We start from the raw sequence: 12,438 nt of genomic DNA, 5'->3' as shown, positions 1-12,438 counted from the left end.
AGTCAATGTAGAGAATGAATCAAAAGCAACAATCTTTTAGAGAATAGGCAAATTAAAAAGACAGAGACGCGGTTGCGCTCTGTCTTTTTTAATCTTCTTTCGCCCCGTCTTCTGCAATCGCTCTTAAATCTGTGTAGAAAAAGTCGTCGTTGCACAAAGGGGAATGTTCTTTTTTATCTTCGTACTTATTGACGATTTCTTTTAATTCTTCTGTATCGCCTTTAGCATTAATAATTTCAACAAGCTGGTTTAATCCATCAGAAGTTTCTTGATTCACTTTTTCTTCATTTTCTTTCATGGTTCATCCCTCCTATGATTGTTTATGTTCCCCAAAAAGGAAAAAATTACACAGGATGATCAAAGCCCCTGCTTCAACAGGGGCTTACATTTAATCCTTTTTAACCGGTAATCCTTCTTTTTGCCAAGCTGAAAAACCGCCTTCTAAGTTAAGAACATCTTTAAATCCTTTTGCTTGAAGCAAGCTGGTGCCGATTGCAGAACGTGCTCCAGACTTACAGTGAGTGATGATTTTTTTATCCTTTGGTATTTCATCGAGCTGATCTTCATCCCTCGCAGGATCAATCACAATGGCTTCTCCAGTCTTCTGGCAGCCGATAAGATATGACATATGTGCAAGCTGTTCATCAAAGAATAATTTAAAATACATGATGAATATCCCCTCTCAAATTTGTTCCGATGGTTATTTTGATAAATAACCCGAAATACATGCCTAGGTATTGCACCCATTGGTATAAAGAATATAACTTTGTATAAAAACATAAAAAACAGAGAGATGTTAGGCTCTCTGTCTTAAACTATTCAGCATTTACATAATTAAAATCTCCATTGACTCTCACACTTTTTGGAACCTTCAACAGTATGAACTCATTTCCGTGAACAGAAAAATAACTACGTGAGAACATACTTTGCCTGCCTGTAAATTGATCATACGCAAATCCTTCGCTAAATCTGGTGAAATTAACATAAACATGTTCTGGAGCCTTTATTCTAAACGTGTACTCATCAACGTAAATGTGCGGTGAACCTTTTCTCTCTGTAAAGTCTACTCCATCAATAATAATTTTCCCCGTATAATGAGCAGCTTCAATTACGCCATCATCTGTAGGCTTACTAATGACAAATACGTTAGCATAATAGTCTTGTTCATCTTTATTGGAAATTTTTAAATCTTTACCGTTAAAAGAAAAGTTCCAAGACTCTTTTTCAGTGAATACGCCATCTAGATTAGGTAGTTTGCCATTGATTGCTGAATTAATTATCTTACTTTGAGCTTCATCATGCTGACTCGTTTTTTCTTTACTAATTACTTTGCTTTCAGTTTTTTCAGCCGGAAAAACGGTATAAGAAAGTACTGCGGCAACAAGAGTTATTATAAAATACCCTCCGACCACCCATTTCATTTTCTTAGGAGTGCGATGCCGCTTTTTATTAGATTTGAAAGCATACGTTCCTATCACCGCTACCAGCAGGATAACGATGAGGATCGGCAAAAGTGAAACTAAAACCATTATGGCCGCACCTCCATCCGATTAGAAAATGATATCGCTAACATGTAGAACAGTGCCGATGCTAGTATAATTTTTAAGATTAACAATAATAGAAATTTCTCAGATCCAAAGAAAAAGATGATAGATGGAAACAATGTTGGATCGTTATTCAGCCCATCAACAAACAACGCTCCTACAAACAACACTGGTAATAAAAAGCTGAATAATCGATTAAGCTGAATTAGAATTCCGACAAAATAGCCGATACTTGCACAAAGAAAGATGTAAAGTATTGAAGCGGTTATTACTTTTAGGGTGTCTAATAACGTTAATTCACTGACCATAATTGAATCGGCGTTCTTAAGAAATATGGTGATTAGACGAAATAGATGACCTGAAAAAAACACCATGATTCCAGCAAGAATACTGGCTGAAATAAGAAATAAAATATTTGAGTAATGGCTAATGAGACGGTTTGTTACAAAAGAGTAGTCATCATAACGATAAGCTTTCGTCGTAATAATGATGGCCGTAATAAAAGCCCAGATCATTACTAAAACTTGAATGATATCGCCTGTATAATAATTTACATCGTATGAAAAAGTACCTGATGACCCCCCGCTCATTCCAGTTCCATTCAGCGAAAATAATATGGCCAGTAACTGAATAGCTACTAAAGAAGAAAATACACCAAAATAAGACTTTAATTTATATCGATATTGTTTCTTTGTAATATTCCAAGTAGTTACTTCAGCTAAAGACATGATCAATCCCACCCTTTGTTTTACACGTCAAATACGTACAGACGTCTTCTGCAGAAACAGACAAAAGCTCTAAACCTATCTCTCTTGCAATCTCAAGATCTTGCAGCGAGCAATCATTCTTAATAACCGCATATGACCCATCCACACCGATACTTTGTGTAAAGATCGGCTCTTTGTTTTCAATCCATTCACTAACTGCAGCAGCTTTTCCGCTGATTCCAATCGCATATTCCTTCAGATTTTCAACAGGCATATGAAGCAGTTTTTCTCCATGTTTGATCAGGAGGATTTCTTCTAAAATATCTTCAACTTCACCCAGAAGGTGGCTTGATAGAATAATAGTCCTCGGATGTGCGATATAATCCTTTAATAGTGCTCTGTAAAAATCTTTTCTCGTTCCAGCATCCATACCGCTTGTCGGCTCATCAAATATTGTAAGTGGACAGCGGGCAGCCAGACCGATTATCATATTGAACGTACTTTTCATCCCCTTTGAAAGGTTTACATGGCTTTGCAATGGATTGAACGAAAAGTAGTCAAATAAACGCTTAGCAAGTCTATGATCCCAGTTAGGATAAAATCTCCCTGATGTTTCAAGAAGTTCTTCCAGGGTTAGTGAAGGGGAGAAACTCATCCCATTATCGATAAATATAGAGTTAGCCGACACCTTAAGATTGTTAAAGGGATTCTCCGAAAATACTTGGATGTCACCAGATGTATGATGAAGATAGCCCGCAATCATTTTTAATAGCGTGGTCTTGCCTGCTCCGTTTCTTCCGATCAGGCCAGTTATTTTATTTTCGGTTAACTCAAATGACAAGTTATTTATTGCATTCGCCTTGCCATACTGCTTTGTAAGTTCTTTGCATTCAACTACCTTCATTTCGGATCTCCTTTCATCTTTTGATGCATGCTTCGAATCATTTTCACAAGTTCTTCTTCATCAACATTTAGCTGGATGGCTTCTTTCGCTAAATCTGTGACCATCGCACTCAGCTTAGTATTCTTTCTTTTTCCTAGAAGGATTTCTCTTGCATCCGTTGCAACAAACATTCCTAACCCCCGCTTTTTATAAAGGACATTTTCATCAGCTAATATGTTAATTCCCTTTGCAGCCGTCGCTGGATTGATATTAAACATTTCTGCTAATTGGTACTGTGAATAAATTTTTTCATCACATTTAATAGTTTCATTAAGAATTTCTGTTTCCAGCCATTCTGAGATCTGAACATAAATCGGTTTCATACTGTCAGAATTTAAAATCAAGCGCAAATCACCTCCGACACACCACATTAGTACATTACTCTTGTAATGTACTATATATTACCATATTATACAAATTTTATTTTTTGACACAAAAAAAGACAAAGAATTAAAAAACTCTTTGTCAGTAAAAAAACTCTAAATAAACTCGAAACTTGAGCAGCTTTTTCATATTTTTTTGAATCCATAAATTGTTGATATAATTGTTTCCCAAACTTATCGATCATCGTAAATTGATTGTTTGATAAAAAGAATGGAAGACCTGTTCCTTCTAAATAATCATAATACAGGTCATACTGATTCTTGATCTTATATATGAGAAGGTTAAACAAATGCTGTTGCTTGGACATTTAATACGAAACAGGCACCAGGAACTTATAATGATGATACAGATCCAGAGAATAACTAAGATTAAGAAAAAAAGACTGATCCAGAATGAAAGGATCAGTCTTCTTTTATTTTGTCTACTACCCTTGTCTTTTAAAAGTTACTGCCTCACACATCACATTGTACATCTTCTCAACACCAACCTCTGATGCCTCAAAGTCGAAAGCATTGTCTTTACTAATCCCCAAGCTATCAGCTTCTTCAACTGCGTTAATGTTTGCTCCCATAAAAATAAATTCCCAGCTGTATCTTTCTTGCTGATGCTTGATGAGTTCTTTTACCTTTTCATAGGTGAACTCACGGCTCACATTCTCCATTCCATCTGTTGTGATTACAAAAATGACGCTACCTGGTCTTTGCTCCTCTGGTGTTTTTGATAATCGGTGTCCAACATCTAAAATGGTTTTACCTACTGCATCCAATAATGCTGTAGTCCCTCTTACGTAATACTCCTTAGATGTTAATTTCACTTTTGTCGCATCTTTTCCATTCCACAACACTTCATATTGGTCATCAAAAAGAACTGTGGTGAGCAGCGTGTCTCCCTCCAGCTGGCATTGCCTCTCAACAAAAGCATTAAAACCACCGATTGTATCATTTTCTAAACCTGACATTGACCCGCTTCTATCCAGCAAAAAAATAATCTCCGTTAAATTCTTATTCATCTTAATCATCCTCCAAATTTGTTTGTCATGCTATAATAATAGCTGCACTTATCCATAATTTGGTCGCCTGTAAAGCGACATTTTGGAGGCTGATCTTATGCTGGATCAAAAGGTATTAAAGGAATTACAGGAGTATATTGAACAACATTTAATTTTTGAATCGAGTTCAATGAAGTACTCCGAATGTATAGAACAAGAACTTATACTTGATAGTATTCATATCGAAATAGGTGCTTTTGTAGAAGATAATCGCAAACCATCTCTTCAAGAAATGCTTTTTCGTTTTATCGATCAAAAAAAGCTTAAATATTCATATGTGTATAAAAAAGCTGGAATAGACCGTAAGCTTTTTTCAAAAATACGATCTCTCTCAGAATACCGTCCGAGAAAGAATACAATCATAGCACTCGGTTTAGCCCTTGAGTTAAGTGAGGAGAATTTCGAACAACTGCTCGATTCAGGCGGCTATTCACTTTCCGATAGCGAAACCGCTGATTTGGTTATCAAATTCTGTTTAGAAAAGAAGATTTATGATGTCATTCAAGTTAATGAGTATTTAGATTACTTCAGCCAGAAGACATTAGTGTAGGATATAGGAATTTTAAGGGTATGATCGGTATGACACAGAATACCCACGCCGGTATATTATGATAAAAATCGCACGATAGATGGGTATAATCACACGTTAATTGATTTTTTCCCATGTTAGAGCACTATAATCCCACGTTATTTTGAAAATAACCACGAGTCGACATTTCACGACAAGTTTCGCACTTAGCATACCCCTTACTTTAACGAAAAAAGACAACCCTACAGTTGTCTTTTCATCTTCTATTAAAAATATTCAAGAGCTCCTGCTACATCATAGTTATTGATATCAATCTCTGTTTCTTGGTTTAGCGCTAGTTTTGCAAGCTCCGCACCAAGGTACGGACCGCTTGTAAGCCCTGATGCTCCTAAACCATTAGCTAGGAGAATGTTTTCATATTGAGGTAAAGCACCGATCACCGGCAAGAATCCAGGAGTAAACGGTCGGAACCCAACTCGGGTTTCGATTATTGTACTGTCTGCTAAACCAGGCGCAACAGCTAATGACTTGTTTAAAATTTCATTGACTCCACCTGCCGTGATTCGGTTATCAAACCCCGCTTCATCCTCATGTGTTGCACCGACAATTACTCTGCCATCTTCGAATGTGAGTATATATTGATTAGTTGGAGGCATCACAACTGGCCAAGAGCCTGTATCCGTTTGAGGCAATTTCAGATGAACAATTTGAGCCTTTTGCGGTGTTACTTTGAAGTTAACACCTAGTGGCTCCAGTAATTCTTGTGACCATGCTCCTGCCGTAACGATTACCTTGTCTGTCATCAGAGTTTTTCCCTCTAGTTTTATCCCGAGCGCTCTGTTGTTTTCATGAACAATTGATGCGTCACCGTTTAATAGACTAGCTCCGTTCTTTACGGAAGCACTGACTAAAGCATTTCGCAGTGCCCTCCCATTCACACGTGCTCCACCGCTCACAACAACAGATCCGTACTCATCAGAAATAGGAGGAAATAATCGTTTTGTTTCAGCAGGGGACAGGATAGTGACCTCACCAATTTCAGGAGCTTCTTCTCTCCGTTTTATTGCTCTTTCCGCCATCTTCTTCAGCTTTTCGGGGTCTGAATGAAGACTTATCGCACCTACCCGTTTATATCCCGTTTCCGTTTCACCGTCAGCTTCCAATTGGGCAATCAATTCCGGATAATAACGGGCACCGCCTTTTACTAGCTGATACCAGGCTTTGTTCCGGCGCTGTGACAGCCAAGGACACACAATCCCAGCTGCAGCATCTGTAGCTTGTCCTTTATCTTGCCGATCCACTAAGGTAACGTCTGCTCCTGCTTTTACTAGGTGGTAGGCGGTTGATGCACCTAGAATTCCCGCTCCAATAACAATGATTTTTAGCATATTAAAAAACACCTTTAATTTTATTGAAATTAATCTTCTTATAGATAAGTCTAACCTATCTAAAGTTCTTTAACTAATTCTAAAAAGTTTTTCCCAAGTATATATTCCTTTTGATCATCTGGAATTTCAAGTGAATCTACCCAAGATTTTTTTTCCGAGTAATCATACTTATTATATTCTTTCATTCCATATGGACCATCGCATCCATAAAGTACTTTGCGATATCCTAAATAACCAACTGCCATCTTTACTATAGATTGATTTAAATAATCACTTGAAGTATCCACATATACATTCGGTTGGTGCTTAGCGTATCTCCATAACTCCTTCCAAAAAGGCAGGCCAGCATGTGCATATATTAATTGAGCTTTGAATATTTCTCTGGCAGATATTTATAGGAATCTTTTTCTGATGACAGATGGATGATCATAGGCTTTTCTAATGCCTCACAAATTGCTGCAACTTGATCAAGTGCATTTATACTATACCCATGCATGAAAGGATGTGCTTTTACTCCAATAAAATTTTGTTTATTTAGAAAGCTTTCAACTTCTTCTATTGATTCAGGGAGCATTGGATTTACTGCTGCCCAACCAAGAAATCTGTCTGGGAATCTATTAATCGCAGAAGCTACTATATCATTGTTAGGCTTAGGAAAAATTTTATATGAATTTCCATAAAGCTTTAAACAATTATCATTAACTAGACTTTCATAAATCTTAAACCCTAACTTTGGTGCATTTAATATTAAGAAACGGAATAAACGCTGTAGGTTATGCTGATAAATGCTATCTACTTCAAACATAGTTTCGTTCATAGGGGGAATCAATACAGTTTTATCAACACCAATTGCATCCATCCCATCTATCATTTTTTCTAGTGACAGCATCGTTTCATCCACATGAAAATGGCAATCAATAATCATACATTAACTCCCTTAAAATCGATATTTACCAATTAATTCAAATTATACTGTACCTATTTTATTATTAATATTAAAAATGAATGCCCCCTATAACAGGGAGCACTAGGTTCACATATCATCTTGGTTAATACTAACCAGAAATAGCTACATATTGGTTTTGCAAAACAAAGCGAGCGTTGTTCCACACTAAAGTATTCAAAACATACCCTAAAGCATCTGCATTATATCTGCCTGCGATCTTTTGATAGGCTAATAGCTCATAGACTCCATTAGAATCAAAATCTACTGGATATAACCCGCTTAATGGATTAACAAAGCCCTCAATGGGACTTTTCAACTTTCCGTTCGCATCATAAATTTCACTCAAGTACTCTGGATCTCTTAAAGAAATATCTATTAAATACGTTAGATTATTAATCTTACTGACCACTTTCACTTTATAGTTGTCTTGGTAATTAACATCATATTGGAATTGCTCGTTATATACATTAAAATCGAATAGCAGCTGCGGGTTATTATTCACGAAAGAATAAACGTAATTATATGTGAATGCACCGCTTCCCCCGGAGTCAATGCGTATTAAAATATCGTCCACACCGTTCCCGGTAAAATCTCCTAAAAATAATGTGGGATTATAACCAGCATTTTCATTTAATTGTACACTTCTGGTTTCGCCTGTTCTTCCGTCCTGTACGACAAGCGTAATATTTTGAATAAATGGACTATCAGGCGTTTTGGTTCCCGTTAAGTACACATTGTCAGGAATCTTGTCTCCCGTGACATCTCCTCTGGCAAAAGAAACAATACTTGGATCTACTCTAGAATAGTTATACATAGAAAAGCTCCTTGCCTAACTAGACTTTATACATATCCTATGGGCAGTATGGAGAATTGTTACTATGTAAAATTTATGAAACAACAAGAAGTTATGTATGAAAAATAATAAGATTAACAGCGGTTAGAAATTGATCTAGTTCACTTTCTGACTTTAATTTATATGAATACCCATATGTTATAGGTGTCTGACCTGTATTAACTCTTTTAGGAAACAGGCTTAGTGCTGTACTATTATAAATTCCGTGACTTTTATGTTGTAATCCTTTATTCTCTTCCACTATTTGAGGATGTAAAACTATACTAATCTCCTTATTTGGCAGCAGATAAATGACATCCTTAGTATGTATATTTTCAAATTCAATCGCCTTGCTTGTTTCCTTTGTTAGCTTAAAATCATTTTTTGTAAAAATACTCTTCAAATTATTCATCATCCATCTCCTTCTTCCTTTGGAACAATCTAAGCTTAATAGAGAAATAATAAAAAGCCAACACAAAATGTTGACCTTCCTAAATAGCAAATTCCTAAACTTATTGAGATTCATACCCCATTTGTTTTAAAAGCTGTTTAGCTGAGGTTAAACTTTGTTCAGCTTGCTGCTGCCAGCTGATTATGTTTTGAAGAAACGGTTTATATTCTTCAGGGGCATCGTCTCTCATTATAGGCAGCCATTTTGTTACTTCTTGATCTCTTTTAAGTCCATTGTTTACACATGAAACCAAAATACGAATGATTGATTCATGAGTTTCACCATTTTGCAAACGTATTGCACTTCCTACAGCTGTAACTCGATGATAAGAAGCTGGAACAAGACTGTTATGCATTTCTGCATTTCCTTTTAGGTCTGCTGTTGCGGGAATGACAAATAGTTGTGTACTCATGGAACAAACCATTTCCTCAGCATAAAGGCTTTGATTTAAAAGTTGTAAAACAGCGGTCCAATCCTGTCTAAATATATAAGAATTCAACACCTTCACCCACTTTTAAAAATTCTTTATATCTTATGATGTATGGGTGTTTTTGTTTCAACAAATAAAAACGATCACAGGTTACCTGACTACTCCCCTAAAGGAAGTTTGATTAATTTATCATCATCTTCTCGTGGATTTCCTCTTCCGTCCCGGTTATTCGTAATCGTATATAATGCGTTATCTTCAATCAGCACATCTCGCATTCTCCCAGCGCCTTCAAAAAAAGTATCGACGGTCTTTTCAGTCAAATCAAACACTAAAATTTGTTCGCCCCGTAAATTCGATACATAAATTTTGTTATCTGTAATGGTCATTCCTGAAGGAGCCCACGTGACATTCCCTGAATGAAAAATCGGAGGAACCATGCCAGATTCTTGTTCATCACCTTCAATAACCGGCCAACCGTAGTTTTTTCCAGGCTCGACTAAATTAATTTCATCATGTGCAGACTGTCCATGCTCAGAGCTATAAAGATTTCCGTTCTGGTCCCAAGCTAGGCCTTGCGGATTGCGATGGCCATATGAATACACATAAGAATTATTAAATGGGTTATCGTCCGGAATCGATCCATCCAATTCCATGCGTAAGATCTTCCCAGCTAACGTTTGAAGGTTTTGTGCATTATCCGGATTTCCTGCTTCACCCGCGGTAGCATACAATTTCCCATCTGGGCCAATTTGAATTCGTCCGCCGTTATGGATTCTTCCTCCAGGGATTCCCTCGAGTATAATCCATTTTTCAGTCCATGTATTACCGGTCAATTTCAGTGCGATAATGCGGTTAAAAACAGCACCATCCTCTCTATAGGTATGGTATGCGATTGCTTCTTGAGAAGTATTAAAGTCAGGAGCTAGAATGAAACCTAGCAATCCTCCCTCTCCACTGTGCAGAATTTTCTTTGTAACTTCCAAATTCTGAACCGTTTTTCTTCCGCTATCACCATCAACTTTAACAATATAGCCTGGCCGTTGGCTTAAATAAAAGGTGTTATCCTGTTTCGTAATATTCCAAGGTATTTCTAAATCTGTTGCGATCACCTCAGTTTGTCTTGCAAAAACTTCTACTGCATCCTTCTCGCTGTTTTCGGATGTATTTTTGTCATCATTGAAGCATCCAGGAAGTAATAAAACCGAAACCAGAATGAAGAAAAACCTTTTCAATGCCAACACCCCCATTTTATTTCTAAAAATAGTTTAGCCAGATTATTAAAGAATCTAACAAAATAACCTTATTGTATAAAATTATACCATTTGAATGAGATTGCTTCTGATTTAACACAATGAAAAAAAGGAACTCTATACTGTGAGCTCCTTCTTAAAACTGTTTCGATTATAAGAGAAATCACCATTCATTCTTCATATCGTGATAACTACTTTTCCTTGAGCGTGTCCTTCTTCAAAGTACCTAAAAGCCTCGGATACTTCACTCAATTTGTAACATTTATCAATAACAGGTTTTACTTTGCCGGTCTCAAGAAGTTCTTTCACAAAAATTAGATCCTTTTGGTTTTGCCTTTGTAAAAAGGTACTTATCTTCTTACTCCCAGTCATTGAAATCCACGGACCTAGAAACATGGCTTGGGACAATTGAGAGCCTGAACCTCCTACATTCACAAAAATTCCATTAGGTTTTAAAGCTCTTTTATAAACTGAAATTGGCTGAGATCCATTAACACCAAGAATAAGATCATAATGGTCAATTTTTTTAGGAAATTCCTCTTTCGTATAATCTATTGTATTGTCTGCACCATTTGATCGCGCAATGCCTAAATTTCTCGAACTGCATAAAGCCGTTACCTCTGCTCCAAAAAATTTTGCAATTTGAACAGCGAATGTCCCCACACCGCCAGAGGCACCATAAATCAAAACTTTTTGCCCGGTCTGGATCTTACCTTTATCCCGCAGACTTTGAAGTGCAGTAACTGCCGCCATCGGTACTGCAGCGGCTTCTTCGAAAGTTAGATTTGCTGGTTTCTTTGCTAATGCACTTTCGGCTGCAGATACATATTCTGCATAACCACCCCACCCACAACTTGAAAGATCACCGAACACCTCATCACCCGGCTGAAACTGCTTTACATCTTTTCCGACAGCTTCCACCCGCCCGGCTATGTCACCTCCGGGTATTGGGTATTTTGGTTTTGTGAGACCGAAAGCAAAGCGGGCCAAGAACGGTTCTCCTTTTAAAAGGACCAGATTGCCATAATTTAAGGATGATGCATGAACCTTCACTAGTACTTGATTGCCCTTTGGAATAGGCTTTTCTATTTCTTCAAATTGAAGTACATCAGGTGAACCATATTTGTTACAAACTACAGCTTTCATAACATTCCCCCTAATTAATAAAGACAACTAAAGACCCATTAATTAAAGATATTCATTTAAAAGTATGAAAGACTTAATGATCAAAAATTAGCAGGCGGTCAAACGGTTCGAATCATAATGAAGTTCCTGCCTTATTGCGGAGATTATGTATGGCACTGTCACCGTTTAGAACACGAAGATCATGACATGATGAGACCATTAACAATCCTGCCTTGTGATTTTACTCATCAATCAAATTCCTCAGATCCTAATGGACATCATTCAGACTGATACTTTGTTTAAAAATATAAAAAGGCAACACCCCAAGATTGGGAGTTGCCTTCTTTAATTATTCTATTTTGCATTCTCATCAGGCTGATGGATTCCGAAAATATTACCTTCTGTATCTATGTAATATCCTTGCCACGCCATTCCTGGAAGTGCATATTTAGGCATAGCGACCTTGCCGCCATGCTCAAGAATTTTAGCCTCTGTTTGGTCGTAATTTTCCACGCCCATTGTACAAGTAAAGCCATTTATAGCTTGATTGGGTTCTGGCGGTGCGCTTTGCCGCTTCATTAACGCTCCATTTATCCCTGGTGTACTCTCGTCTCCTGTTACTGCCCCATAGTAAGGCAATCCCGCGTATTCACTCCAGTCTTGAAACGACCAGCCGAATACCTCTCCATAAAACTTCATAGCCCGTTCCATGTCATCCACATGGATTTCGAAATGCACTAATCTTCCCATAAGTTACCTCCTGTTTTTTCAATAATAATCCACAATCATCACTTAACTCATTCCATGTACTTCCTAATATTCCTCCTAATGAATGAGAATAAGGCATATTAAAAGGCACCA

General features: G+C 37.2%; 17 protein-coding genes and 1 pseudogene. 2 read left to right on the top strand and 16 right to left on the bottom strand.

Annotated elements, in window-relative coordinates:
- Positions 1-88: 88 nt before the first annotated feature.
- The 7 genes from ABE41_RS01670 to ABE41_RS01635 form a co-directional block, all read right to left on the bottom strand.
- Complete coding sequence (locus ABE41_RS01670; RefSeq protein WP_066285859.1) at positions 89-298, bottom strand: hypothetical protein; 210 nt, start codon at positions 296-298, stop codon at positions 89-91.
- 90 nt (positions 299-388) lie between these two features.
- Positions 389-586, bottom strand: a complete 198-nt coding sequence (locus ABE41_RS21305; protein ID WP_437435464.1) for a rhodanese-like domain-containing protein — start codon at positions 584-586, stop codon at positions 389-391.
- Between the two features lie 229 nt (positions 587-815).
- Entirely contained in the window at positions 816-1,529 is a 714-nt protein-coding gene (locus ABE41_RS01660) for a hypothetical protein (RefSeq protein WP_066285855.1), read from the bottom strand.
- Positions 1,529-2,272: a hypothetical protein gene (locus tag ABE41_RS01655; protein ID WP_066285853.1), complete on the bottom strand. Its 744-nt coding sequence runs from the start codon at positions 2,270-2,272 to the stop codon at positions 1,529-1,531. Before ABE41_RS01655 ends, ABE41_RS01660 begins: the two co-directional genes overlap by 1 nt.
- Positions 2,259-3,155, bottom strand: a complete 897-nt coding sequence (locus ABE41_RS01650) for an ABC transporter ATP-binding protein (RefSeq protein ID WP_066285851.1) — start codon at positions 3,153-3,155, stop codon at positions 2,259-2,261. Before ABE41_RS01650 ends, ABE41_RS01655 begins: the two co-directional genes overlap by 14 nt.
- Positions 3,152-3,538 (bottom strand): GntR family transcriptional regulator, encoded by a 387-nt coding sequence (locus ABE41_RS01645; protein WP_172827318.1) that lies wholly within the window; start codon positions 3,536-3,538, stop codon positions 3,152-3,154. The genes ABE41_RS01650 and ABE41_RS01645 overlap by 4 nt, the downstream gene beginning before the upstream one ends.
- Positions 3,539-4,002: 464 nt before the next feature.
- Positions 4,003-4,587 (bottom strand): vWA domain-containing protein, encoded by a 585-nt coding sequence (locus tag ABE41_RS01635; protein WP_066285846.1) that lies wholly within the window; start codon positions 4,585-4,587, stop codon positions 4,003-4,005.
- Between the two features lie 97 nt (positions 4,588-4,684).
- On the opposite strand from ABE41_RS01635, the gene ABE41_RS01630 reads away from it, so the two are divergent.
- Positions 4,685-5,176, top strand: coding sequence for a hypothetical protein (locus ABE41_RS01630; protein ID WP_066285844.1), 492 nt, complete (start codon positions 4,685-4,687; stop codon positions 5,174-5,176).
- A 245-nt stretch (positions 5,177-5,421) separates the two neighbouring features.
- On the opposite strand, the gene ABE41_RS01625 is transcribed toward ABE41_RS01630, so the two are convergent.
- From ABE41_RS01625 to ABE41_RS01590, 8 genes are all read right to left on the bottom strand, one after another.
- A complete protein-coding gene (locus tag ABE41_RS01625; RefSeq protein ID WP_066285842.1) occupies positions 5,422-6,543 on the bottom strand; it encodes an NAD(P)/FAD-dependent oxidoreductase in 1,122 nt (373 codons plus the stop codon).
- 59 nt (positions 6,544-6,602) lie between these two features.
- Positions 6,603-6,884 carry an amidohydrolase family protein gene (locus tag ABE41_RS01620; protein ID WP_253805474.1) on the bottom strand — a complete coding sequence of 94 codons (282 nt, stop codon included), beginning with the start codon at positions 6,882-6,884 and terminating at the stop codon, positions 6,603-6,605.
- A gap of 17 nt (positions 6,885-6,901) precedes the next feature.
- Entirely contained in the window at positions 6,902-7,468 is a 567-nt protein-coding gene (locus tag ABE41_RS01615) for an amidohydrolase family protein (RefSeq protein ID WP_066285838.1), read from the bottom strand.
- 130 nt (positions 7,469-7,598) lie between these two features.
- Complete coding sequence (locus tag ABE41_RS01610) at positions 7,599-8,303, bottom strand: spore coat protein (protein ID WP_066285835.1); 705 nt, start codon at positions 8,301-8,303, stop codon at positions 7,599-7,601.
- A gap of 91 nt (positions 8,304-8,394) precedes the next feature.
- Complete coding sequence (locus ABE41_RS01605) at positions 8,395-8,733, bottom strand: hypothetical protein (protein ID WP_066285833.1); 339 nt, start codon at positions 8,731-8,733, stop codon at positions 8,395-8,397.
- A gap of 100 nt (positions 8,734-8,833) precedes the next feature.
- Positions 8,834-9,184, bottom strand: coding sequence for a hypothetical protein (locus ABE41_RS01600; protein ID WP_253805416.1), 351 nt, complete (start codon positions 9,182-9,184; stop codon positions 8,834-8,836).
- Between the two features lie 176 nt (positions 9,185-9,360).
- Positions 9,361-10,443 carry a PQQ-dependent sugar dehydrogenase gene (locus ABE41_RS01595; protein ID WP_253805415.1) on the bottom strand — a complete coding sequence of 361 codons (1,083 nt, stop codon included), beginning with the start codon at positions 10,441-10,443 and terminating at the stop codon, positions 9,361-9,363.
- A gap of 186 nt (positions 10,444-10,629) precedes the next feature.
- Positions 10,630-11,598 carry an NAD(P)-dependent alcohol dehydrogenase gene (locus tag ABE41_RS01590; protein WP_066285830.1) on the bottom strand — a complete coding sequence of 323 codons (969 nt, stop codon included), beginning with the start codon at positions 11,596-11,598 and terminating at the stop codon, positions 10,630-10,632.
- Between the two features lie 87 nt (positions 11,599-11,685).
- Between ABE41_RS01590 and ABE41_RS20445 the strand changes: the two are divergent.
- Positions 11,686-11,868: pseudogene (locus tag ABE41_RS20445) on the top strand (multicopper oxidase domain-containing protein); the annotation flags it as partial.
- Positions 11,869-11,931: 63 nt separating this feature from the next.
- Here the strand turns inward: ABE41_RS20445 and ABE41_RS01585 are convergent.
- Positions 11,932-12,327 carry a VOC family protein gene (locus ABE41_RS01585; RefSeq protein ID WP_066285829.1) on the bottom strand — a complete coding sequence of 132 codons (396 nt, stop codon included), beginning with the start codon at positions 12,325-12,327 and terminating at the stop codon, positions 11,932-11,934.
- Positions 12,328-12,438: the final 111 nt, after the last annotated feature.

Origin of the sequence: Fictibacillus arsenicus (assembly GCF_001642935.1) — a bacterium.
Lineage (GTDB): Bacteria > Bacillota > Bacilli > Bacillales > Fictibacillaceae > Fictibacillus > Fictibacillus arsenicus_B.
Note: the sequence above shows the minus strand (reverse complement) of the source record. Positions and strands in the feature narration are given on the sequence as shown.

Bases quoted from the DNA above. Each gene is read 5' to 3' on its own strand.
- ABE41_RS01670 (WP_066285859.1), bottom strand. From the start codon at position 298: ATGAAAGAAAATGAAGAAAAAGTGAATCAAGAAACTTCTGATGGATTA.
- ABE41_RS01630 (WP_066285844.1), top strand. From the start codon at position 4,685: ATGCTGGATCAAAAGGTATTAAAGGAATTACAGGAGTATATTGAACAA.
- ABE41_RS01655 (WP_066285853.1), bottom strand. From the start codon at position 2,272: ATGTCTTTAGCTGAAGTAACTACTTGGAATATTACAAAGAAACAATAT.
- ABE41_RS01650 (WP_066285851.1), bottom strand. From the start codon at position 3,155: ATGAAGGTAGTTGAATGCAAAGAACTTACAAAGCAGTATGGCAAGGCG.
- ABE41_RS01610 (WP_066285835.1), bottom strand. From the start codon at position 8,303: ATGTATAACTATTCTAGAGTAGATCCAAGTATTGTTTCTTTTGCCAGA.
- ABE41_RS01590 (WP_066285830.1), bottom strand. From the start codon at position 11,598: ATGAAAGCTGTAGTTTGTAACAAATATGGTTCACCTGATGTACTTCAA.
- ABE41_RS01635 (WP_066285846.1), bottom strand. From the start codon at position 4,587: ATGAATAAGAATTTAACGGAGATTATTTTTTTGCTGGATAGAAGCGGG.
- ABE41_RS01660 (WP_066285855.1), bottom strand. From the start codon at position 1,529: ATGGTTTTAGTTTCACTTTTGCCGATCCTCATCGTTATCCTGCTGGTA.
- ABE41_RS01605 (WP_066285833.1), bottom strand. From the start codon at position 8,733: ATGAATAATTTGAAGAGTATTTTTACAAAAAATGATTTTAAGCTAACA.
- ABE41_RS01600 (WP_253805416.1), bottom strand. From the start codon at position 9,184: ATGAGTACACAACTATTTGTCATTCCCGCAACAGCAGACCTAAAAGGA.
- ABE41_RS01615 (WP_066285838.1), bottom strand. From the start codon at position 7,468: ATGATTATTGATTGCCATTTTCATGTGGATGAAACGATGCTGTCACTA.
- ABE41_RS01585 (WP_066285829.1), bottom strand. From the start codon at position 12,327: ATGGGAAGATTAGTGCATTTCGAAATCCATGTGGATGACATGGAACGG.
- ABE41_RS01625 (WP_066285842.1), bottom strand. From the start codon at position 6,543: ATGCTAAAAATCATTGTTATTGGAGCGGGAATTCTAGGTGCATCAACC.